The sequence below is a fragment of the Gordonia heveisoli genome (genome assembly GCF_030315745.1).
Taxonomy (GTDB): Bacteria; Actinomycetota; Actinomycetes; order Mycobacteriales; family Mycobacteriaceae; genus Gordonia.
This window is the reverse complement of the sequence record NZ_JASXSH010000023.1, coordinates 1-24,943: the sequence shown is the minus strand read 5'-3', so window position 1 is coordinate 24,943 and position 24,943 is coordinate 1. Positions and strand designations below refer to the sequence as shown.

Annotated in this window: 10 protein-coding genes; 5 read left to right on the top strand and 5 right to left on the bottom strand. The window is 68.1% G+C overall.

Annotated elements, in window-relative coordinates; translation table 11 throughout:
* Position 1: 1 nt before the first annotated feature.
* Positions 2–9,238 carry a type I polyketide synthase gene (locus QSJ18_RS17310; protein WP_286327873.1) on the bottom strand — a complete coding sequence of 3,079 codons (9,237 nt, stop codon included), beginning with the start codon at positions 9,236–9,238 and terminating at the stop codon, positions 2–4.
* Between the two features lie 473 nt (positions 9,239–9,711).
* On the opposite strand from QSJ18_RS17310, the gene QSJ18_RS17305 reads away from it, so the two are divergent.
* Positions 9,712–10,164, top strand: a complete 453-nt coding sequence (locus QSJ18_RS17305) for an HIT family protein (protein ID WP_286327872.1) — start codon at positions 9,712–9,714, stop codon at positions 10,162–10,164.
* A gap of 46 nt (positions 10,165–10,210) precedes the next feature.
* Here the strand turns inward: QSJ18_RS17305 and QSJ18_RS17300 are convergent, their stop codons facing one another.
* The 3 genes from QSJ18_RS17300 to QSJ18_RS17290 form a co-directional block, all read right to left on the bottom strand.
* Positions 10,211–14,389: an AAA domain-containing protein gene (locus QSJ18_RS17300; RefSeq protein ID WP_286327871.1), complete on the bottom strand. Its 4,179-nt coding sequence runs from the start codon at positions 14,387–14,389 to the stop codon at positions 10,211–10,213.
* Between the two features lie 111 nt (positions 14,390–14,500).
* Positions 14,501–14,836 (bottom strand): rhodanese-like domain-containing protein, encoded by a 336-nt coding sequence (locus QSJ18_RS17295; RefSeq protein ID WP_286327870.1) that lies wholly within the window; start codon positions 14,834–14,836, stop codon positions 14,501–14,503.
* Positions 14,837–15,000: 164 nt separating this feature from the next.
* Positions 15,001–16,785 (bottom strand): DEAD/DEAH box helicase, encoded by a 1,785-nt coding sequence (locus QSJ18_RS17290; protein ID WP_286327869.1) that lies wholly within the window; start codon positions 16,783–16,785, stop codon positions 15,001–15,003.
* A 278-nt stretch (positions 16,786–17,063) separates the two neighbouring features.
* Between QSJ18_RS17290 and QSJ18_RS17285 the strand changes: the two genes are divergently transcribed.
* The 3 genes from QSJ18_RS17285 (at position 17,064) to QSJ18_RS17275 (ending at position 21,348) form a co-directional block, all read left to right on the top strand.
* Positions 17,064–18,848, top strand: a complete 1,785-nt coding sequence (locus QSJ18_RS17285; RefSeq protein ID WP_286327868.1) for an AMP-dependent synthetase/ligase — start codon at positions 17,064–17,066, stop codon at positions 18,846–18,848.
* A 104-nt stretch (positions 18,849–18,952) separates the two neighbouring features.
* Positions 18,953–20,185: an OpgC domain-containing protein gene (opgC, locus tag QSJ18_RS17280; RefSeq protein WP_286327867.1), complete on the top strand. Its 1,233-nt coding sequence runs from the start codon at positions 18,953–18,955 to the stop codon at positions 20,183–20,185.
* Positions 20,182–21,348 carry a trans-sulfuration enzyme family protein gene (locus QSJ18_RS17275; protein ID WP_286327866.1) on the top strand — a complete coding sequence of 389 codons (1,167 nt, stop codon included), beginning with the start codon at positions 20,182–20,184 and terminating at the stop codon, positions 21,346–21,348. The genes opgC and QSJ18_RS17275 overlap by 4 nt, the downstream gene beginning before the upstream one ends.
* 12 nt (positions 21,349–21,360) lie before the next feature.
* Here the strand turns inward: QSJ18_RS17275 and QSJ18_RS17270 are convergent, their stop codons facing one another.
* On the bottom strand, positions 21,361–22,875 hold the full coding sequence (locus tag QSJ18_RS17270; protein WP_286327865.1) for a DUF7782 domain-containing protein: 1,515 nt from the start codon (positions 22,873–22,875) through the stop codon (positions 21,361–21,363).
* 263 nt (positions 22,876–23,138) lie between these two features.
* Between QSJ18_RS17270 and QSJ18_RS17265 the strand changes: the two genes are divergently transcribed.
* Positions 23,139–24,719, top strand: a complete 1,581-nt coding sequence (locus tag QSJ18_RS17265) for a hypothetical protein (RefSeq protein ID WP_286327864.1) — start codon at positions 23,139–23,141, stop codon at positions 24,717–24,719.
* Positions 24,720–24,943: the final 224 nt, after the last annotated feature.

Genomic DNA, 24,943 nt, shown 5'->3' with positions numbered 1-24,943 from the left:
GTCACCGCGACCCGTAGGCGCCGTCTGCACCCAGACGGACCGCCGGATCGAGCAGCAGACCGGCCTCGGCGTCATGCTCGTCGACCGTCTCGTCGAACCGGCGGTCGGCCGGGCGACGGTAGGCGGGTTCGCCGCCGTGCATCGACTCCAGGAAACGCTGGTTGCCCTGACGCAGGCGCTGTGCCGCACGCTCGCGGTAGTCGTCCCGATCGGCTTCGCCCAGGGTGGCCACGAAGGCCTCGGGGTGAACCACGGCGATCAGACCGGAGACGTGACCGAAGCCCAGGCTGGTCAGCAGCCCCGCCTTGAGCGGGAAACGCTCACCGAGGTGCAGCGTCTCACGCGGCCACACCAGGTGCGGGTACTCCTTCATCTTCTCGTCGACGCAGTCCAGGCTGCGGTTGGGCGGGATCACGCCGTCGCGCAGCAGCTGGCACAGACCGATCAGCTGGAAGGCGGCGGCGCCACCCTTGGCATGTCCGGTCAGCGACTTCTGCGACACCACGAACAACGGTGCACCGGCACCGCGGCCGATCGCCTCGGCCAGCCGCTCATGCAGCTCGGACTCGTTGGGATCGTTCGCCCGCGTGGAGGTGTCGTGCTTGGAGACTACCGCGACATCGTCGGCGCTGACTCCCAGCGAGCTCAGCGCGCAGGCCAGCGGCGACGAATCGGCACCACGCGCCGCACCGAGTGCACCCAGGCCGGGGGCCGGGATCGAGGTGTGCACACCGTCGCCGAAGCTCTGCGCCCAGGCCACGACCCCGAGAACCGGCAGTCCCATCTGTGTCGCGACGTCACCGCGCGCCAGCAGAATCGTTCCGCCGCCCTGGGATTCGACGAATCCGCCGCGACGACGATCGTTGGCTCGGGAGAACCGGCGGTCCTCGATGCCGCGCGCCGACATCTTCGCCGACTCCGCGGTCGCGGACATGTCGCCGAAGCCGACGATGCCTTCGATTCCCAGGTCGTCGAACCCGCCGGCGACCGCGAACAGCGCCTTGCCCAGCCGGATCTTGTCCGCGCCCTCCTCGACCGAGACGGCCGCGGTGGCGCAGGCGGCGACCGGGTGGATCATCGCGCCATAGCTGCCGACATAGGACTGGACGACATGGGCGGCAACGATATTCGGCAGGGCTTCCTGCAGGATGTCGTTGGCCTTGGACTCGCCCAGGATGGTGTTGATGTACAGCTCACGCATGGACGTCATACCGCCCATACCGGTGCCCTGGGTGTTGGCGACCAGACCCGGGTGCACCCAGCGCATCAGTTCGCTCGGGGTGAAGCCAGAGGTCAGGAAGGCATCGACGGTGGCGACCAGGTTCCACAATGCGACCCGGTCGATCGACTCGGCCATATCGGGGGTGACACCCCAGCGGGTCGGGTCGAAGCCGGTCGGAATCTGGCCACCGACGGTCCGGCTCAGCTCGAACTTGCGCGGCACCCGGATCTCGGTGCCCGCCAGTCGTGTCACCCGCCAGTCACCGGACTCGGGATCGACTGCGACGCGGGTCTTCTCCGGATTCGCCGACGCGAATGCACGCGCCTCCGCCTCGGAGTTCACCGTGAAGCTGAGATCCTCGTCGAGGAACACCGAAGTCAGCAACGGCGAGGTGTTGTCGATCATCTCACCGTCGTCGGCGTAGCGGCGGATACCGCAGCGGGAGACGACCTCGTCGTGGTAGCGCTCGGCGATGTCGCTCTCCGGCACCAGCTCATCGGTCTCGGTGTCATACCAACCCGGCTTGGGCAGCGAATCCCAACGGATCAGACCGGTGTTCCAGGCCAGCTCGACAACGCCTGCGGCGGAGAGCTTCTCGTCGACCTCCATCTCGAAACGGGTGCGTGCCGAACCGAACGGCCCCAGCTCCCCCGCGCCGACGATGACGACCAGGTCCTCAGGCCGGGCGTCGATCGCCGGCCAATTCGGGCGCATCCCCTCGGGCGCACGGGCCGGGGCAGGCAGCGCGGCGACGGTGGCGATCGCCGCGTCGGCGTCGGCCTCCTCTTCGGCCGGTGCCTCCGCGGCCACGGCCGCGAGCGCCTTCAGGTCGACGGTTGCCGGATCGAGACCGCCGGTGAAGTCTGCGGTGATCGCCGCCGACCGCGCCGCCAGCCGCTGTTCCGGAGTGCACAGGCTCAGTAGCTCGCCGGCCATCTCGTCGGTGCTCCAGGTTCGCACCCCGGCGGCCTCGACAGCGTCGACCATGCCGTCGTTGTGGCCCATCAGCCCGGTGCCACGCACCCAACCGATCAGCGCGTGCGCCAGCGTGGTTCGCGATCCCCACGACTCCTCGGCAGCCCAGCGCTGCACCAGCGCATCCAGCGCGGCCTTGCTCTCGCCGTAGGCGCCGTCGCCGCCAAACATGCCCCGGTTGGGGGAACCCGGCAGCACGATGTGCAGACGGGCCGCGATGTCATGGTCGGCGTGCAGCTCGGACAGACCGGCGATCATCCGCTCGACCGACCACAGCAGGACCTTCATCTCCAGTTCGGCGCGACCACCGGCGTCGGTGAGGTCACCGGCCACTCGCGGAGCGGCGAACGGGAACAGCAGCGTCGGCTTCATCGCAGGCTTGACGATGGCCGTGGTGCTGCCCAGGTTCTCGGTCTGCTCGGCACCGATCCACTCGACCAGATCGTCGACGTCGGTGTAGGACGCCATGTTGGTCGGCGCGACCCACAGGGCCGCCCCGGCACGTGCATGGGTCCGGTAGAGCTCCTTGTAGAAGGCCAGGCGCGCCGAGTCCAGCCGCGACGTGGTGGCGATGACGGTGGCACCGCCGGCCAGCAGACGACCGACCACACCGGCGGCGATGGAGGCCTTACTCGCCCCGGTCACGACCGCGATGTCACCGGCGTAACGACCCGTGCCCGGATCCTCGGCAGCTTCCGCGATGGCCGCAAAAGTGCGTGCGTGCACGCTGTTCCCGGCGGCCAGCGCCTTGCCCTGCCACCAGGTGGCGTGCTGGGCGACAGTGTGACCGGCACCGGCGAAGCCGCCGATGACCCGCTCGAAGTCGGCGTCGAGATCGTGTTCGTCGGCCAGCCAGATGCGGACCAGATCCTCGCGGGCGGTGGCCCAGCGATCATCGATCAGCACCACCTTGGCGTCGTCGAAGACCGGTGCGACGGTACGCGCCCAATCCGAACCGAGTTCGGCGCTGACACGCTCGACGACCAACGCGTTCTCGTCGACGACGACCTCGGCGGTCTCCGCCGCGTCGGCCAGGCCCAGCTTCTCCAGGACCGTGTACGCAGCCGATGCGAGCGCACCGGAACGACCGGTGATCGCCTCGGTGAACTCACCGAGGGCCGCCGCGTCCACGGTGGCACCGCTGCCGGCGTCGCCGGCAGGCTTGGCCACCGCGATCCCCTTGGCAGCACCGACGGAGGTCACCGCGCGATCGATCAGCGCGTCCAGGGCGTCGGCGTTGCCGAGGGCACCGTCGAGCAGGTTGCCCAGATCCTCGCCACGGACGCTGGCACCGTCCCGGGTACCGAGCGCGACGGCGACCGCGGCATGCAGGCCCCAACCCGGGCCCAGCTGCCACACACCCGACACGCGGTCGGTGATGTAGGCCTGCCGCTTACCCAGCGGTCCGAGCACCTTACGGACCTGATCGGACACCGCGTCGGTCAACACCGGGCCGAGCGGCCGGTAGCCGCGGGCCAACGATTCGACGGTCGAGGACAGCGCAACCATGTCGGCTTCGGCGGCACCGTCGATGGCGCCGAGTCCGAGCTCACCGCCGATGTCGAGCAACAGCTGGTTGCGGCGTGACGAGACACCGTCGCACAGTGCCTCGATGGTGTCGGCCGAACCGATCTGGTCGACGCGCATCTTGGTCCACAGTGCGATCACTGCGCGCACCGCGTCGGCCGGGCCGAAGGCGATGTCGTCGGGTCGGGGTGCACCGGCCGCCGCGGTCGGGGCGGCCGGGGCGGCCGGAGCAGCCGGGGCCGCTGCCGGTGCGGGTGCGGCGTCGGGCGCCGCGGTCGCTTCGGCCTCCGCCGGAAGCTCGTCGTCCTCGGGTTCGACACCGGCATCCTTGGCCAGGATCACATCCGAGTCGCGTTCGACGTTGACCACCTCGGTGGTCGCGGCCGCATAGTCGTCGAGCTTCAGGGTGTTGGACGCCAGGCCCGACAGGGTCGGCGCGCCCTTGAGGCCGATCTCCACGAAACGCTGCACGGCCAGGCCGCCACGCTCAGTGCCGGCGAACAGCAGTTCCTGTGTCTCGATCCAGCGGACCGGGCTGGCGAACTGCCAGGCCAGCAACTCGATGAGCACGACGCGGACCAGCGCGGAGGGTGTGGCCGCCCACGCTTCCCAGTTCGCGAGCACCTCGTCGAGCGGCTGCGAGGGGACCAACGCCGCGATCTCCTCGATGTAGGCGCGCTCCAGGTTGAACAGGCGCGGCACCAGGTTCGGGATGTAGCGACCGACCAGGATCTCCGGGTCGATGTGCTCGGGCAGCAGTTCGCCGAGCTTCTCGCGGAACTCCGGCACGCCGGCGCGCAGCACCGTCGAATGGAACGGCACGTCGATGCCGGGCACCAGGATGAAGGACCGCTTGCCACCGAATTCGGCACGGCGACGGTCGATCTCGGCTTCCAGGTGCTCCAGGCCGCGCACGGTACCGGCGATGGCGTACTGCGAACCGAGCAGGTTCAGGTTGACGACCTCGAGGAATTCACCGATCTCGGCGCCGATCCCGGCGACGAAGTCGCTGACCTCGTCGTCGGCCAGACCGAACTGGCTCGGGCGGATGGCGGCCATCCGGTAGTCGCTGCGCCCCAACTCGTCACGCGGGACCAGATGGTGCATGGCCTCGCCGCGCTGGAACACGACCTCCAGGACCGCCTCCAGCGGCAGCACACCGGCGCAGGCCGCCAACGCGTTGTACTCACCCACCGAGTGGCCGCAGGTGATGGCGCCTTCGACGAACCCGCCGGACTCCTTGAGTTCGGCGATCTGCGCGACGCCCAGTGTGGCCATCGCGACCTGGGTGAACTGGGTCAGGTTCAGCACACCGTCGGGGTGGTTGTAGGTGGTTCCGCCGGCGACGATGCTCGTCGGGTTGTCGCGCACCACCGCGAGAATCGAGAAGCCGAGGGCGGCGCGGGTGTGCTTGTCGGCGCGGTCCCAGATCTTGCGGGCCGCAGCCGAACGGGAGCGGGCGTCGAGGCCCATCCCCTTGCTCTGGATGCCCTGTCCCGGGAAGGCGTAGACCGTGCGCGGGGCGGCCAGCAGACCGGTCGCACTCATCACCAGATCGTCGCCGACCTTGGCGCTGACCTCGACGACCTCACGACCGGCGTCGAGGCCGACGCGGTCGACCCGGACGGTGATCGTGTCACCGAGGCGGACCATCCCCAGATACCGCGCGGTCCAACCGATCAGCGGCCGCGCGGACGGCGTCGGCGCCTTCGCGTCGGTGGCGGTGACCACCTGCTGTGCGGCGGCCGAGAGCCACATGCCGTGCACGATCGGGTCACCGAGTCCGGCCAGCGCGGCGGCTGCCCGGTCGGTGTGGATCGGGTTGTGGTCACCGGAGACGACGGCGAAACCGTTCATCCGCGCCGGGGCGGTGATCGTCGCCGAGCGCAGCAGCTTGCGGGTCGCGGTGCCCTCGTCGGTGACGGCACCACCGGCGCGAACCGGGTCGACCAGCTCGGCATCACCGAGACGACCACGGATGGCGAATCGCTCGGCGAGGGTGGCGATCGGACCGGCCGGGCCGGCGACCTCCACGCTCACCTCGATGACGCGTCCGACCTCGGCGTCGTAGACGGCGCCGCCACGCGCGGTGACCTGCAGCTCGGCCTGCTCGGCGGGGATGTCGCCGGTGAGTGCGATCGCGTGGTCGAGGTGGACCAGGTCGAGCAGGCCCTCCACGACGGGTGCGCCGTCGGCCGTGCGGGCAGCCCCGATGACGCTGAAGACGCTCGGCCAGCAGGCCACGACGAGAGTGTCGGGCACCGCGAAGCCGAAGGGCTCGGTCGGGGTGGTCGGGCGCAGGCGCGGCGGCAGCGAGAATCCGGTGACGGCGGCGTGGTCGGCGACCGAATCGGGCTGCCAGGTCACGCCGGTGACGGCGGCGCCGTCGGCGACCTCGGCGAGTCCGCCACCGGCGGCGACGGTCAGGATCTCCCGCATCGCACCGGCCGCGGCGTCGAGGCCGATGAGCGGGCTGCCACCGTCGACGAGGCTCGCGGACGCGGTCAGCGGGATGCGAACGGCGGCACCGGAAATCGGCACACTGAGGTCGAAGCGATCGTCGGCGACGCGCTCCAGGACCGCACCGCTGGGACCGTGTTCGGCGCGATCGGCGTCGACGATCTCCCACTTGTCGCGATCACCGAGCAGCGCGATCGGGCTGGGCACGATCCGCCCGGCCCAGGACACGTCGTCGGCCTCGATCACGGTGCTGATGACACCGAAGTGCTCGACCAAGCCGGCCCGCTTACGCGAGTCGACGGTCACCGCTGCGGTACCTGCGTCGGCCAGGTCGGCGGCGATCTGCGCCTCGAAGCGGTCCAGCAGTTCGCCGACCGGCTCATCGACGCGGGTGATCCCGGCGACGGCCACCGGGCCGGGGATGATGCAGACGGCATCGGCGGGATACCGCGCGTCGTGGGCCTGCCACAGCGAGTCACTGCGCCACCAGCGACGGACGTCCTTGTCGATGACCGGGACGAAGTTGACCGGCTTGCCGGGGGTGCGGCACAGCTCGAAGAAGAAGGCGACGTCGGCCGGGTGCAGGATGTCACCGTTGATGGCCGGGTACACGCTGCCCAGCGCGTCGATGGCGGCATGGGGATCGCTGGTGGAGGCGAGGTCGGCGAACATTGTCGGGATGGCACCCGAGTCCTGCGGATGCATGCGGGCCTCGGTGCGCTGCAACATCTCGACGAACCGCTGCTGCCAGGTGATGTCGGCCCACGGCAGCCGGTCTTCGCCCGCATCGCCGACCGCGAGGGCGGCGTAGCGATCGAGCCACTCGCGGTAGGTCATCTCCCCGACCTCGCCGAAGAACGGCTTGGCGGTATCGGCCATCGCGGCGATGATCTCGTCGCGACGCGCCACGACCGCGTCCTGGTCGCCGGCGACCTCGTCGAGGATGCGGCCGCACCGTGAAGCGGTGTTGTCGATCTCGTGGATGTCGGCGCCGAGCTGGGAGCGGCCCGAAGCCATACCGGCGGTGGCGTGTCCGGCACCGATCCACTCGTCGCAGCCCTCGGTGTCGACGAGGAGTTGCTTGACCTCGGGGGCGGTGGTGGCTTCCTTGGTGGCCATCGCCGCGGTTCCGACGAGGATGCCGTCGAGCGGCATGACCGGGTATCCGTAGCGCTGGGACCAGCTACCGGTCAGGTACTCGCTGGCGCGTTCGGGGGTGCCGATACCGCCGCCGACGCAGACGACGATGTTCGCCCGTGCCCGCAGCTCACCGTAGGTGGCCAGCAGCAGATCGTCGAGGTCCTCCCACGAGTGGTGTCCACCGGCGCGGCCCCCCTCGATCTGCACGATGACCGGGTGGTGGGGAACCTCGGCGGCGATCCGCACGACGGCGCGGATCTGCTCGACCGTGCCCGGCTTGAAGGCGACGAACCGCAGGCCGGCGTCGACGAACTCGTCCGCCATGGCGACCGCGTCGTCGAGTTCGGGGATACCGGCGGTGACGATGACACCGTCGATCGGGGCACCTTGTGCGCGGGCCTTCTGGACCAGTCGCTTGCCGCCGAGCTGCAGCTTCCACAGGTACGGATCGAGGAACAGGGCGTTGAAGGCTGCTTCGCGTCCCGGCTCCAGCAGGTCGGTCAGCTTGGCGATATTGGCGGCGAAGATGTCTTCGGTGACCTGCCCGCCACCCGCGAGTTCGGCCCAGTGGCCGGCGTTGGCGGCCGCGGCGACGATGGCCGGGTCGACGGTGGTCGGGGTCATGCCTGCCAGCAGGATCGGCGAGCGACCGGTCAGACGGGTGAAGGCGGTCTCGACCACCCGACGGCCGTCGGGCAGTTCGGCCAGCGTGGGGGCGAATCGGCTCCACGGCGGTGCGACCTCGGGGATGCCGCCCGGGCTGAACAGGTTTCGCTGTCCGACGCGCAGCGCGGCGGGCACCAGGCCCACACCCTGACCGCGGACCAGCGGCGACGTCAGTCGGGTGGCCAGGTCACCGGGACCGAAGTCGAGGATCCAGCGCACACCCTCGGCGACGCAGTTGTCGACGGTGGCCACCCAGTCGACCGGGTCGACCAGGATCTCGGTCGCGTGGCGCCGGGCAACCTCGGCATCGATGCCACAGGTCTGCGCCCACTCGACGACCAGGTCGACCGCGTCGGCCATCCCCGGGTGATGGAAGGCCACCGAGACGTCGAGGTGGTCGAATTTGGGGGCGAACGGTTCGCCGCCAGTCAGCTTGCGCTTACGCTCGTCGGCCTCGGCCGCGGCGATCTTGTCGCACAGCGCCACGAAGCCGGCCAGGTGGCGGGGTGCACCGGACAGGACGACCGAGTTACGGCTGTTCTGGATGGCGATCACCGGAGCGGTGACGAGTTCGGCCTCGCTGAGACCGTTCCGATAGTCGGCGAGCACCGCGGCCACCCGCGCCGGGGTGATGCCGGCGACCGACAGCATCGGCGACCCCTCGGTGGCGATGCCCAGACCGCGACGACGGGCGATCAGCGCACCCGCGGCACCGATGAGGTTCGACACGGCCAGCAGCAGACCCTCGCCGGTTTCGGCGACCTGCCCGGCCACTGCGACGGCGTCCACGGCCAGCGAGCCCTGCGAATGTCCGATGACGGCGGCCGGGGCGATCGAGGCGGGGTCGAGTCCCTGCTTCTTGAGCGATTCGAGTGCGGCCAGCTGGGTCAGCAGCACGCCGGGACCCGACAGGGTGAAGTCGGCCAGCGCCGCGTCGGAGGGGACCTCGTCACCGGCATCGAGCGCATGAACCCAGGTCAGCGGGTGGAAGCCGGCGGCACGTGCGACGGTGAGCCGATCGGCGACCGGCTCGACCAGGCGTTCGGCGGCTTCGACGATCTTGGCGATGCGATGTTCGAGGTCGGCGTCGATGACCAGTTCCGCGAGGGTGGGCAACCACTGCGCGCCCTGACCTCCGAAGCTGATCGCATAGGCCTCGCCGGCGGCCAGCCGGTCGATCAGGGTGCCGGTCGGTCGATCGGCGTGTGCGGCGTCATGTGCTCCGGTGCGGAATTGGTCGACGGTCACGAGGTCTCCTCTGCGGTCGCGGTCATGCTGGGTGGTCATGTGCCCGCGGCCTCTACGGCCGCGCGACACATCGACAAGCACTGGTCGTTGTGGTCACGCCATTTGTCGGGCGGTTGCTCCAGGGGGCGGTCGTCACCCCCTCCGGTGGGCGCGACAACCCGAACACGTCTGCCACACAAGGACATTGACGGCCAACAACTCGGCATCGAGTCGGCGTCGACGTGAACGTGAGAACCATGATGACACACGAAAGTGAGGGATCCCTCATGTTTATCGCCGACCCCCGGGTATACCCGCCGGTAACCCCGCGAGTAACTTTCCAGCCCCACTCGAGTAGGTCAGCCGACCCGATGATCGGCACTGTTCAGCCGGATTTCCACAACCGCCGTGACACCCGAACAATCGCTCGGCATATCGTTATGAAATCGTGATGTGATCTACCCCACCCCGAATGTCGCCACTAGGGTTGAGCCATGACTGCGTGCGTCTTCTGCGACATCGTGGCCGGTATTGCACCGGCCCGCATCGTCTACTCCGACGACGACATCGTCGGCTTTCTCGACATCCGGCCGGTCACTCGCGGCCATACGCTGCTGGTACCCCGCGTCCACTCGTCCGGGCTCGCCGATCTCGACCCCGCCCACGGCGGCGCCCTGATCCGCGCCGGGCAGCGGGTCGCCACCGCGATGCGTTCGGGCCCACTGTCGGCCGACGGGGTCAACCTCGCGCTCAACGACGGGCGCGCCGCCTTCCAGACCGTCTTTCACACCCACCTGCACGTCGTCCCCCGCCACGACGGCGACAAGGTCAGCTTCGTCAAGGGACTCGTGGTGCGGCGCGACCGCGACCCGGACACGACCGCCGACGAACTGCGCACCTGGATCGCCGCCACGACCAGCGCCGAACAGGACCCGGATACCGCCTGACCGGCACGCGACCGGTACCCAGTCCCCGCTACCCAGTCCCCGCTACTCAGTCCCCAGCGCTGAGATCGATCGGCTGCCAGGCCGCCCGTTCGGCATCGGCACCGTCATCGGGCGCCGGGGCCGCCGAATCGATGACGGAACCTGGCTTACACCCGCGGGCGTCGAGCGCCGCGGCGACCGACGCGATCACCCGGTCGGGATCGAAAGCGAATTCCGACTCCCGGACGCGCACGAACTCCCACCCGCACCGGCGAAGTTCACGTTCCCGTTCGAGATCGGACCGAGCCTGGCGCCCGGTGGTCCGGAACGTGTCGGCATCGCATTCGACCGCCATCCTCGCATCGGCGCCCGTCACGACGAGATCGATATCGCGGTTGTTCACCGTGACCTTCGGGGTCACGTGGTAGCCGAGCGCGACAAGCCGGTTGAAGACCTGCTGCTCGAGCAGGTTGTCGAAGGGTTCGACGCGCTCATGATCGGGGACATCATGCGGCATGGGTGCCGTCACCGTGCCGGCATTCGCCTGCATATAACCCAGCAGCGAATACCGAAGATCGTTGTCCCGCAGGTCATCCAAGTCAATCGAATGGAACAGCCAGAGCTGGTCCATCGCACGCGAAGCGGCCACATTGAACCGGCGTTGGGATTCGGCGCGGGTGAGCGCCGAGATCGCACCTGGATCGGAGACCACCATCGACAGGAAGACGACGCGTCGCTCGTCGCCCTGGAAGTCCGGTGGCGAGCCGACCCGGATTCGGCGCGCACGCCACGCCTGTTCGCCGACCCGGTCCCGGATGGTCCGTTCGAGCAGTTCCACCTGCTTGGTGCCCTGCAGCGCGATCACCCCGAAATCCAGTCCCACATAGGCAGGGTCGGCCAGACAACCTTCGATCGCCTCAGAGATCGCCTGTGCCTCAGCCTCATTCGTCAGCGCGGCACCCGATCCCTGCGCTTCGCCCTCGACGCGTACCGTGCGCAGCGGATCGAGTCGGTCGGCGCCGAACTGACGGACCGGGACCAGCGGCGACCCACGATAGAACTGTCGTGAGGAGAACTCGATGATCTCCGGCATCGACCGGAAGTGTTCGCGCAGGGCGACGACATGCCCGAGTCTGCTGCGCAGCAGCGCGAACAGGCTGGTCCGGGGCGTGAGACTGTCGCGCAGGTAGTGCGGCAGGTCAGGAAGCTGCGCGTCGAGCTTCGCGAAGGCCTCGTCGAGGGTCGTGCCGGCCAGCCCGGTCGGCGCGCACTGCCGGTCGTCGCCGACCACAATCACCCGCGGCGCGAGCCACAGCAGAAATGCACTGGTGACGTCGGCCTGGCTGGCTTCGTCGACGATGACGACGTCGAAGGCGTCACCGGTCGGGGGCAAGATCTGCGACACCTGGCTGATCGACATGATCCACGCCGGCACCGCCGACTGCGCCTGCACCATCGACTCACGAGCGGCCGCCCGGAATCGACTGGCGTGCTTCCCCGATCCCTTACCGAGGTTGATCATGTGATCGCGGTAGGACTGCAACGCCTGGATCTGGGTGACGGTGGTGCGTGCCAGACACGCCCGCCACGCCCGTGCCGCCGCGAGGCGCGTGGTCGTCGCCGCGATGTCCACCTCAACCTGGTCGAGCGCGGCGGCCAGCTCGGCTTCCCGATGCGGGTCGGAGCGTTCCGCCGCCCAGGTGTGCGCACGCCGCCACGACCAGGCCGCGCTCAAGTCTCGTGCGCGGCCGACCCAGGCGGGGTCCTCGGGGTTGTCGACAACCGCCGCGAACAGTTCCGGCGCTTTGCTGCGCAACCGGAGTCCGAGCAGGTCGACGGCGATCTGCTCGTCGTACTCCGCGCGTGCGGCGACGTAGGCGCGGCGGGCCTGCCGAATGGCGTCGGCGTCGGCATTGGCCAGCGCGGCGACCAGCGCGTCGCCTTCCGGCGACGGCCCCTTCTCCACCTCGTGCGACAGCGCGTATGCGGTGTCGGCGAGTTCGGTCTCGGCGATCACCGCGTCGTTGGTGGCGGCGATCAGCCTGGCCTGCTGCGCCACCTCGGCGACCGCGGCAACGGTGCGCGGACGCGGCCCGCCGGGACTGATCGCTTCCAGTTCATGCACCAGGCGGTCACGCCGGGCGACCAGATCCGAGATCCAGCTCAGCTGGGTATCGAGGCGGACGAGCAGGTTGAGCTGGGCCGAGCGCGAACCGGAGGTGTCGATGGGGACATGCAGGTCGGCCAGCAGACGATGCGCCTGATACACGGCTTCGGTGACGGTCAGATGGTCGGCGACAAACCGGAGCGAGGCCGCATCGGTGGGTTCGCGACCATCCACCAGTGCTCGTACCGCCGACTCCTCGACAGCTCGCTGCGCGGGTGAACGACGCAGCTTCGACCGCCAGCGCCCGCCAGCTGCCAGATGGTCGGCCGCCGCGTCGAACAGGGCGGCGTCGCCCGGACCGGCACCATCGACGATCACCGCATGCGCACCGAGTTGCCGGTCGCGGCGGGCCGCCTCGGCGATGACCGGCGACAACGCGGTCAGTCGCGACCACAGGTGCGTGGCCTGTCCACCCAAAAGTCGGTCGGCCATGTCGACCATCGTCGAGGGGAAACCCCGCACCTCGGTAGCCGAGACCGCGAGATGTTCGCAGATCTCCTTGATGCGGAGCAGCCGATCACTCTCCACGCCGTCGAGCACCGACAGCAACGAGCCACTGCCGGTCATCGGTTCACGTGGGCGGGAACTGATCCGGGCACAGATCTGGTCCATGGCCGTCTGATCGGGCAGATGGTCGGACAGGTTGAAGAATCGTTGGGCCAAGCGGTCGGTGGCGCCGCCGGTGCTGCGCATCAAGGTGACGAACCGGTCGAACTCGTCGGCATCGAGCGGCGGTACCACCCCGTCGACCGGCGCGGGGAGCCAGTCGAACCGGTCGGCGGCGGCGCGCACCGCCCGCACGACCTCCGCGGCAGTCCCCCGATAGTCGCCTGCCACCCATTCGTGAACTTCGACCTCGGCTGCGCGCAACTCCCACAGGTCACGCATGATCTGCTCGCGACGCGACCGCGCCTGATCGCGCCGGGCCATCAGATCGGCGATCTCGGCCTCCGCGACACCGTCGGAATAGCCGGCCTTGCGTTCGGCGATTGTGGTAGCGCCGTCGGCCACCGCGTCGAAGCTGTCCTGGCGCACGTCGGCGATGGACACGGTCAGATCGCGGATTCCGGTGGGCAACATATCCCGTAGGACGTGCAGAGCGTGGGCCTTCTCGCTGACGACCAGCACGCGCTGACCCTTGGCCAGCAGCGCCGACATCAGATTCGCGATGGTGTGGGTCTTGCCGGTGCCGGGCGGCCCCTCGACGACGACTCCGCTGTCCACACCGAGTCGGGCCAGGACGTCGCGCTGTTCCACATTGGAAGACAGCGGGAAGAGCGCATCCGACACGAGCTCGCCGGCGCTGATGGCCTCGGAATCAGCAAGGGCCGCAACGCGTTCGGCCGCCTCGATCGGGCGGACCAACTGGGCCAGACCCAACGGTACCGGGATGTCGGGGTCGGCCAGGGACGCCAGGATCGCGTCGTAGAAGGCGAGCGACGACGCCACCCCGCGCGTGCGCAGGACGATCGCCGGGCGCATGTCCACCGACACGTCGACCACCGCTGGATCGACCTCGATCCGTTCCATCCACTCGGCCACCAGATCACCGGTCGCGGAGTTGACGATCGCAGCCTGCTCGGCGAGCTTGGCCCGTTTACGGATCGCCCCGGACAGGTCGATGCCGTCCACCGTGGCGAGCAGATGAGCGTCATGCACCATCGGCACCGCACCGGCACCGATGGAGATCCGCAGGGTCTCGTCGTCGAGCCGATCGGCGACGACGTGCTGGGTGAGCAGATGCTCCCGGATCAGCGGCGCAGTGTCGTTCTCCGGTTCGGCGACGGTGAGTAGCGCATTGGCGATGACCAGCTCAAGCGTCTCGGGATTGTCGTGCAACTCGTCGACGAGCCCTGCGAGGTCATCGTAGCCGGCGGCGTCGGGAGCGAGCTCGACAAGCACCTGCCCGGGTACGGCACCCGAGCGCAGCGACACCGGGGTCGTCGGACCTACCCACACCATCCCCGGGTGGTCGGCGACATCTCCCACGAACTCCGACCGCGACCGGACGAGTCCGCGCAGCACTCCGATCAGCCGCGTGACCTGATCACGAGCCTCGTCGTGACTGGCGTCCTCCATGTGCTCCTCGTTCTCCCACGTATGCCCGGCTACGCTACCAAGCGCGCGGCCCGGTAGGCGTGACGACATGGCCGACCGCGACGGCCGGCACGACTGGGATGAGACCGAGGCTCAGGAGCGGTCGGTGGCCGAGCGCAGCGCGCCGTACCCACCATCGACGTAGCGAACGTTGGTGTAACCGAGATCGGCGATCTGCTCGGCGATCCGCATCGCCTGGGACCGCACCGACACCACCGCGATCTCGGCGTCCGGATCGGTCACCACCGGGAAAGTGCCCGACGGCGTCGGCGCCAACCGGCTGTCCACGTCGGTCGGATCGACGACGACCGCGCCGGGCAGACTCCCCTGGTGGCGCATCACCTGCGGGCGCGCGTCGACGATGGTGGCCCACCCATGTCGGATGTGGTCGTTGGCTTCGGCTGCTGAGATCGAATTCACCACTGACACTGGTGACTCACCATTCCTAGAGATCGAGTGTGGTCAGATCGCGGATTGCGATACCGCCGGGTATGTCCGTCCCCCAACTAAAAGGTTACGGATTTATCTCGATCTGACAAGTCTGATCCCACGCGGAGCGAAACTACCGCTGCCGGTGCGCCTCGGCGCGGCCGTCAGCCGCGTCGGCGACCGGCCACCCGCGGCGTTCCGCCGCGCTTACCCCAATCGCCGCCACGCTTACCGTGCCCCTCGCGGGGGCCACCCCGCTGGCCCGACGCGGTGCGCTTGGCACCACCGCGGGTACGCGGTGCACCCATGTCCCGACGCAGGTCGATCGGATTCTTACCGATCCGGGTGTGCCGGAGCGCGGCGAGGGTCTCGTTGCCGAGATCGTCGGGCAGCTCGACCAGACTGAAATCGTCACGGATGCTGATGTTGCCGAAGTCACCGCGGCTCAGCCCACCCTCGTTGGCGATGGCACCGACGATGGCACCGGGCGAGACCTTGTGCTTGCGGCCGACCGCGATCCGGTAGGTGGCGAAGTTGCCGCCCGAACTACCGCGCGGTGCACGCTCACGACGTGCCTGGCGTTCACCCTCCGGCGGATCCGGTGCCATCAGGAACCCGCCATCCCGCGTTTCGAGCGCGAGGGCCGCGGCGATATCCGCCATCGCCACGTCGTTCTCCTGGGCGTAGGTCTCGACCAGCTTGCGGAACATGTCGAGGTGATCGGAGCCGAGGTTCTCGGTGATCGACTCGGCGAACTTCGCCTTGCGCTGCGTGTTGACGTCGTCGACGCTGGGCAGCCCGATCTCGGTCAGTGGCTCACGGTTGGCCCGCTCGATCGAACGCAGCAGATGCCGTTCGCGCGGCGACACGAACAGCAGCGCATTGCCCGAACGGCCGGCACGACCGGTACGACCGATGCGGTGCACATACGACTCGGTGTCGTGCGGGATGTCGTAGTTGACGACATGCGAGATCCGGTCGACGTCGAGTCCGCGGGCGGCGACGTCGGTCGCGACCAAGATGTCGATCTTGCCGCCCTTGAGCTGATTGATGGTCCGCTCGCGCTGCGCCTGAGCCAGGTCACCGTTGATGGCAACGGCCGAGAACCCGCGAGCCCGCAGCTTCTCGGCGAGCTCCTCGGTGGCCGACTTCGTGCGGACGAACACGATCATCGCGTCGAAGGACTCGACTTCGAGGAACCTGGTGAGCGCATCGAGCTTGCGCTGGTGGGACACCTGCAGATAGCGCTGCGTGATGTTCTGCGCGGTGGCGGTCTTGGACTTGACCGTGACCTCTTCGGCGTTCTTCAGATACTTGCCTGCCAGGCGTCGGATCGCGCTGGGCATCGTCGCCGAGAACAGTGCGACTTGCTTGCTCTCGGGAGTGTCGGCGAGAATCCGCTCGACGTCCTCGGCGAAGCCCATGGTGAGCATCTCGTCGGCCTCGTCGAGCACGAGGTACTCGAGTTCGGAGATGTCGAGAGTGCCCTTGTCGAGATGGTCGATGACACGTCCCGGGGTGCCGACGATCACTTGGGCACCACGACGCAGACCCGACAACTGCACGCCGTAGCTCTGGCCGCCGTAGATCGGCAGGACCTTCACCTGCGGCATATGCGACGAATAGCTACCGAAGGCCTCGGAGACCTGCAGCGCTAGCTCGCGGGTGGGCGCCAGCACGAGCGCCTGCGGCTTGCGTGCCGACTCGTCGAGGCGGGACAGGATCGGGATCGCGAACGCGGCGGTCTTACCGGTACCGGTCTGCGCCAGTCCCACCACGTCACGGCCCGCCATCAACAGCGGGATCGTGGCCGCCTGGATCGGTGAGGGGGTCTCATATCCGACATCGGTGATGGCCGCACGCACGCGCGGATCGAGCCCGAGATCGTCGAAGCCGCCGGCTTCGGGGCCGTCCGCCGGGGAGTTGTCGTTGTCGTCGTGGGTACTCATGCGCTGCGCGTTTCGTTCATATCGACCTCAACTCTAATGGCCAAGGCGAGGATAAGCCGCATCGCGGAGAAAGTACGTGTGATGTCCCACTTGCCCGATCACCGGCACACCCCTCGCCACAGCATCGGGTTGGTGTGATGCGTCACACGAATACTGGTACCGTCAGTTTCACTCAGTGTTCGGCCGTCGACACGCTTTTCACCTCGATCGACGCATGTCTTCGGTCGTCCGAATTGTCCGCTTCGGCACCGTCTATTTCGCTGGTCACAGGAGAGTTCATGCAGGAATACGCCACCCCGTCGGATCTGACGATCGACGACAAGGCGACGTTGATCGACACCATCCTCCGCTATCGCGCCGAGCGGCCCACCCTGCCGCTGTTCAAACGCCGCTCCAGCGGGCAGTGGATCAACGTCACGGCCAAACAGTTCACCGACGAGGTCGACGCGGTCGCGAAGGGCCTGATCGCCTCCGGCATCGAACCCGGCGACCGCGTCGCCATCCTGTCCTCGACGCGCTACGAGTGGACCGTCCTGGACTACGCCATCTGGCGCGCAGCGGCGACCACCGTCGCCATCTACGAGACCTCGGCACCCGATCAGGTGAAGTGGATCCTCGAGGACTCGGCCACCAAGCTACTGATCGTCGAGGATCACGCGCACTACACCAAGCACATCCAGGTCATCGAGGAGGCACCCGCCCTGCGCGAGAGCCTCCTCATCGAGGATCACGCCCTCGCCACCCTGTCCAAGCGCGGAGCCAAGATCGGCGACGACGAACTCGACCGCAGGCACGCCAACGCGCTCGCCACCGATGCCGCCACCCTGATCTACACGTCGGGGACCACCGGCCGCCCCAAGGGCGTGGTCCTCACCCACGCCAACTTCCTGGCCGAATGCGCCGCCACCCGCGATGCCGTCGGTGCCGGTCTCGCCGAGGGCAAGTCCACCTTGCTGTTCTTGCCGCTGGCCCATGTCTTCGCCCGGGTCGTCGCGGTCGGCTGCGTCGAGAACGCGGTGATGCTCGGCCACACCAACGACATCCCCCACCTCATCGACGACCTCGCGGTCTTCCGACCGAACTACGTCCTTTCCGTGCCGCGGGTCTTCGAGAAGGTCTACAACTCCGCCAAGCAGAAAGCGTATGACGGCGGCAAGGGCAACATCTTCGACAAGGCCACCGCCACCGCGATCGAATACAGCAAGGCCACCGAGAGCGGCAAGATCGGCCTCGGCCTCAAATTGCGTCACGCCATCTTCGACAAGCTGGTGTACGGCAAACTCCGCGCCGCGCTCGGCGGACAGTGCGAAGGGGCGATCTCCGGCGGCGCACCACTCGGCGCCCGCCTCGGACATTTCTTCCGCGGCGTCGGCATCCCCGTGTACGAGGGATACGGGTTGTCGGAGACCACCGCGGCGGTGACCGCCAACAACGACGAATATCAGCGCGTCGGCTCGGTCGGGCGCCCGGTGCCCGGGGTCGGCATCCGCATCGCCGACGACGGCGAGGTGCTGCTGCGGGGGCCGGTCGTCTTCGGTGGCTATTGGCAGAATCCGGCCGCGACCGCCGATGCCCTGCGCGACGGCTGGTTCCACACCGGCGACATCGGCAAGCTGGAGGACGGCTACCTCTACATCACCGGCCGTAAGAAAGAACTGATCGTCACCGCCGGCGGCAAGAACGTCTCCCCCGCGCAGCTCGAAGACACCATCCGGGCGCATCCGCTGGTCAGCCAGTGCCTGGTCGTCGGCGACAACAAGCCGTTCATCGGGGCACTGATCACCCTCGACGCCGAGGCGCTGCCCGGATGGCTGGAACGTCATCACCTGCCCGCCGACACCCCGATCGGCGAACTGGCGAGCAACAAGGACATCTACGCCGAGATCGACGCGGCGGTCGCCGAGGCCAACTCGAAGGTCTCCAAGGCCGAGGCCATCAAGAAGTTCGTCATCCTCGACACCGACTTCACCATCGAGAGCGGCGAGTTGACCCCGACGCTGAAGCTCAAGCGCAACGTCATCCACGAAGCGCAGAAGACAGCCATCGCGGATCTGTACACCTGATCGGGCATTCACTGTCCCGCGAGCGTGACGAGCGCGGCCCCGCATCCGGCACACCCCGGACGCGGGGCCGCTCCCGTCCCTGGGGGCGACTAGGCTCCCAGGCGATGAAACGTGATCTCGCCATCGACGCCACCCGCGGGCTGGCGATCTGGAGCATGATCAGTTCGCACTTCGCCGGTGGCACCCCCATCGCCGAGCCGACACATTCTTTTCCATACGTGGACGGGATGTCCGTCTTCGTGATGTTGTCGGGCCTCGTGCTGGGTCTGGTGTACCGCGGTTGGATCGAGCGTCATGGACTCGGCTACGCGTACCAGCGCCTCGCCAAACGGATCGTCGTGCTGTACCTGTGTCAGCTGACCATTGCACTGGTCGCGGTGGCCGCGGCAATGGCCGGACACCGCTGGCTCACGCGGTTGCTCGACATCGACGGCTGGTCCGACGGAATCTGGCTCGCGCTGACCATGAAGTATCTGCCGGCCGGGGCCAACATCCTGATGCTGTACATGGTGCTGATGATGTCGGCGTTCCTGCTCTTCCCGCTTCTGATGCGCGGCTGGTGGGCGCCGATCCTGGTGGCGTCGCTGGCGCTGTATGTGGCCGCACAGACGGTCGCGCCGGACTGGTTCTTCATCTCCGCACATATGCGCAGCCCGCACACCGAGAACTGGGCGGGCTGGCAGATCATGTTCATCCCGGCGGTTGTCGTCGGCTGGAACTGGCAGCGGTGGCGCATTCCCGAACGGGTCGACCGGTGGCTGCTCGCGATCATCCTGGGCGCGGCCTGCGTCTGGTGCTTCTCGCACTACGTCGTCGACACCGGACCGTGGATGCACCTCGAGCCGAACTTCGCCGACAAACTCAACTTCGCGCCGGCGCGCGCCGTCGGTGCCTGGGTACTGGTTCCGGCGATCTACGGCATCTTCCGGCTGATGTTGCGCTGGTGGCATCACGACTGGCTGCGGCCGCTGGTCATGACCGGCACACGCAGCCTCGACTCGTATGTGCTGCAGGCCATCGCACTCGTCATCGTGCCGGTGCACATCGCACACCGACCGTGGGATCCGATCACCGTCAACGCCGCGGTCATCCTCGTCTTCGGTATGTGCTGGGCCTGGGCCGAATTTCGCCGCGCCGCCGGAATCGATCGGCTGCACCGCGCCCCAGCGCTGTTGTGGGATGCACTGCGGCGTGAACACTCGGCGCTCACGCCGTCGCCCGTGTCCCGGCGTTTCGCCGAGGTCGAGTCGGACGTATCCGAGATCAGCGCATCCGAGATCGGCGCATCCGAGATCAACGAATCCGAGGAACCGACACGAGCAGGAGTGGCCCGATGACCGGAGACATGACCGCCAGTGTGCACAGCGGCAACGACAACTCGGGCGCCGCGGTCCGCACACCGATCACGATGGCCAACTCCTATCACCTGCCACCGGACCCGGAGTCGATGAGCTGGTCGGGCACCGACCAGCTGTTCTACACGCGCAACACCGGCGCCAACCAGGTCGCCCTGCAGACCAAGCTCGCGACCCTGGAGCAGGCCGAGGACGCAGTGGTCCTCGCATCCGGCGTCGCGGCCCTGCACGCGGTGTTCTTCACCTTCCTGAGTACCGGCGACCATGTCGTCGTCTCCGACACCACCTACGAGGCGACCTGGAAACTATGGACCCATCTCCTGCCGACGAAGTACGGCATCGAGGCGACCTTCGTCGATATCACCGACCATGATGCGGTCCGGGCGGCGCTGCGCCCGACGACCCGGTTCGTGATCGCCGAAACCATCGCCAACCCGACGACGAAGGTCGCCGATATCGCCGCCATCGCCGATATCGCGCATGCTGCCGACGCCCTGCTGCTGGTCGACTCGACCTTCACCCCACCTCCGCTGTACCGCCCGCTGAGCGACGGCGCCGACCTCGTCGTGCACTCGCTGACGAAGTACATCAACGGTCACGGTGATGCGATGGGCGGTGCTGTCCTGGGCCGACGTGACCTGATCGACGACATCAAGACTCAGGCCATGGTCGACGTGGGCGGGGTGATCTCGCCGTTCAACGCGTGGCTGATCGCCCGCGGAGCGATCACGTTGCCACTGAGACTCGCCCAGCATCAACACAATGCCCGTCAGGTGGCACAGTTCCTGGCCGACGACGACCGGATCGCCTACGTCGCCTATCCCGGCCTGCCGTCCCATCCGCAGCACGCGTTGGCCGTCCGCCAGTTCGGCGGCCGGGGCACCGGCGCGATGATGGCGTTCGCGGTGCGTGGCGATTCGGCGACTCAGAATCGTTTCGTCGGGAATCTGCGGCTGATCACCTCGGCGGTGTCGCTGGGTCACGACGAATCGCTGATCGTGCATGTCGGCTCGGATGGCCCCCGTGTGGCCGCCTACCCGGAGGAGTTCCGCACCTGGGGCCATCTACGCTTCTCGGTCGGTCTCGAAGACGCCGACGACATCGTCGACGACCTGCGTCAGGCCCTCGACGCGACCTTCGGCTGACGTCGGGGCCGGTTACCGGGCCTCGTAGAGGATGCCGCGTCCGATCGCCTCGCGGACGACGGGCAGCGCGGCCTGTGCGAGCGCATCTCCGTCGACTCCGTGGAAATCGGCGAGCAATCCGAGTAGGACGCCGAGCGGAACCTCGCCACGACAGCCCGCCAGCAGTGCCCGGGACACCTCGTCGACCCCGAGCGCCGCCCCCGGCCCACCGGGACGCCGGACCGTCGCGGCGACCTGCTGCCAGCCGTCCTCGCCGGGGAGGGACTGCTCCTCCAGGAACACCGGCGCCGTCGACAACCGTGCGGCGAGCAGCCCCTCGTCGTCGGTACGACGCAGGTAGGCACGCCTGGCCAAAAAGGCCGCGGCCTCGGGACCGGTCACCTCCTCACCGGCGCCGGTGATCTCCTCGATCACCACGTCCGGTTCGCGGTCCTCCCCGATCTCGTGGGCGCGCACGGTGATCGACCCCATGCCGATGGCGCTGACCCCGGTCGCCTCGAACCACGCCAGCCAGTGTTCGCCGCGCCGCGCCGCCTCGGCCGGGTCCTCCCCCGCATCCGAAAGCCACAGTGACACATAGCTGATCGGATCGGCGGCCTCACGTTGCACCACCCATGCGTCGAGCCCGGTGCCGTCGAGCCAGCCGGCGACGCGTTCACGCCAGTCGGTGCCGTCGATGATCATCCAGTTCGCCAGGAGTTGCGCAGTACCACCGGGGTTGAGGTGATTGGGCAGCTCGCGGATCAGCCGTTCACATAGCGCGTCCCCGGCGATTCCGGAGTCGCGATAGATGTAGTCCTGACCACCGGTCCCGACGACGAACGGCGGGTTGGAGACGATCAGGTCGAACCGTTCACCGGCAACCGGCTCGAACAGGCTGCCCGCCCGCAGGTCCCATTCCATGCCGTTGAGCCGCGCGGTCGCCGCGGCCAGTGCCAGCGCCCGAGGGTTGGTGTCGGTGGCGACGATCTCCTCACAGTGAGCGTTGAGGTGCAAGGCCTGGATTCCGCATCCGGTCCCGATGTCGAGGGCGCGTCGTGCCGGTTCGCGAATCACCGCACGCGCCAACGAGACCGAGGCTCCTCCGATCCCCAGGACGTGGTCGTGGGCGACAGGTCCCGGCCGCATGGCTGCATCTTGATCGGAGATGACGAGGTATTCGGCGTGGTCGTCCGCGTGTGGCCGGATGTCGAGTGCCGCGCGATAACCACCCGACGGAGTCGGTTCGACCACCCCATTGGCAACGAGAGCCGTTAGCTTCGTCGCCGGGAAGGCTTGTGCGAGAGCCACTTCTGACTCATCGCTACCCAGAAGGAACAGCCGCACGAGAGTCGCCAGCGCCTGCCGGTCGTCGGCGGGTTCGGCGGTCACCGACAGGGCGGGCCACCAGATCCCGCGGGCGAGCGCCTCATTCGCGCCGTCTCCGAGGAACTCGGCGACGCCAGTCGTCGTGTAGTCAGCGGCACGTAGGTCAGCGCCGAGGGCGTCGACGACGGCTGGGTCATGCAGGGGCTGCGGTGCGGTCACCACTCGAGCCTATTCTGCCGGGTCGGCCGGCCAGGCGGCATGCCACGCAGACGTCCATCACGAAGCCATTAGGTGACCCTTACTGAGGGTGTGCTAAGTTCCCGGGGGCTTCGGCAAGCGGAGCATTTCGGACAATCGGCCCGGCCGAGGATCGACACAACACGGGGGTTTACGTGGCATCGGGGCAACACCACGCGCAGGCGTTCCCACGCACCCAAGGGTTCCGGCGCACGCAGGGGTTCCGGCGCACGCGACCATGGTTCGTGCGTTCGACGGCGGTTGGAACCCTGGTCGTGTTCGCGCTCACCACCTCCAGCGCCAACGGATCGGCCGCGGTCGTTTCCACCACCTATCCCGGACCCGCGCTCGCAGCCGGGCTTTCCCCACGTCCGGCGGCCGAACCCACCGGTCCACGTCCGGTCACCAAACACCGGACTCCTCGCACCGCCCGGCAGCAACCGGCCGAGTCATACGCCGATCGGCAGGAACGGATCGCGAAGTCCAAGCGTTCGCTGCTGGCCACGCCGAAATCGCAGCGAGGTGCGGACACCAGCTGTGTCAGCGGCGAATTCACCACCCTGTCGGTCGTCTACGACTCCCTCTTCGAATCGATCTACCCGACGCTGCCGCCCGCCCTGCAGGGCCCAGCCCGCATCCAGCGCAACATCGCCCACCGCGACATGAAGCGACTGCACGTCTCGACACTGGCGGTCTCGGAGAACCCGATGACCTTGGGCGCCGACCGTGAGGACGGCTCGGCCCGCTACCGTGGCCCGATCTCTCAGCTGATCGTGTCCAATCTCCTCAAGATCCGCGATGGCCGTGAATCCGAAGCGATTCCGCTCGGCAACATCACGGTGAGCCAGGCCGTTGAGTCTGCCTTTGTCTATCTCTTCGTCACGGTGATCGCACCAGTGCGTGTCGGCGTCGGCTTCCTGCCACGACTGGGTAGCCCACTGACCGACACCGGCGCTCCCGACGTCGTGGTCAGCAGCCTCAGCTACAACTCGATCCTCAACCTGGTCACGCTCGGCGGCCAGCTGGGATTGCAGTACCTCTATCAGGCGATCTCCAGCAGCGTCGTCAACCAGTGCGTCGCACAGGTCACCAATGAACAGCGCGAGGCGGCGGGGCGTCCGAGCGATTCCGTCAGATTCGACGTCCCGATCGCGCCGATTGTCGCCGATATCGCAGACCAGCTCGCTCTCGCCGACAACGAGACATGCACCCCGATCAGCGAGCTCTCCCTGAGCCGCATCGTGGCGCGCACCGCCGACTACGCCCAGCGTTCAGTGACCGGCGCCGACCAGAAGCGACTGATCGCCGCCGAGGCACGCAAGATCCTCGTCGGAATGCGCTCGACGCGCATCCCACATCACCTGATCCCGGCCGATCCGGCCGACTTCAGTCAGGCCGAGCAGATCGCCTCACTCCTAGGCGGTTTCATCCCCTACGTCGGCGGCGCACCCACCGACATCATCCTCGGCCTTGGCCACAACTTCGGCCAGGGAAACAACCCACTCGAGACCGTGTCCCTGGCCGACCTCACCGTGACCAAGTCACTGACCGCCGCCTACTACTCCTGGTACCTGTCGGTACACCTGTTCAGCGTGGTCGGCGGACTTGTGGAGAGTCCGTTGGCGGCTGCGCTCGGACTCGTGCTGCCCACGGGAGTCGGCACCTGGTCACCCACCGGGCTCGCGGGCCGGGTCGCCCTCCTCCCCCTGACCTACGGGTTGGTGAACTACCACAACGTGGTGCGGTCGATGTGCCTGCGCGAGGACGACACCACCGGCACCGGCCGAGGGGCCGAGGCGAACCGCGACCGCCGCACCCCGCGCTGACGCGGCGATCCGGGATGGACGCACTTCGCCCGTCACACTGTGGAGTTGTCAACGAACACAGCACCTCACACGAGGTAACACTCGGAGGCAGGGCGGGGTCAGGCGGCGGCGAGTTCGGTATCTGACAGGCGCATCGTGCGCCGGTTGTAGGCCGGTAACGGCCGACGCCGCGCATCGACGGTGGCGGGTGGGATCAGCCACGGATGGCGATCGGCACCGAGGAA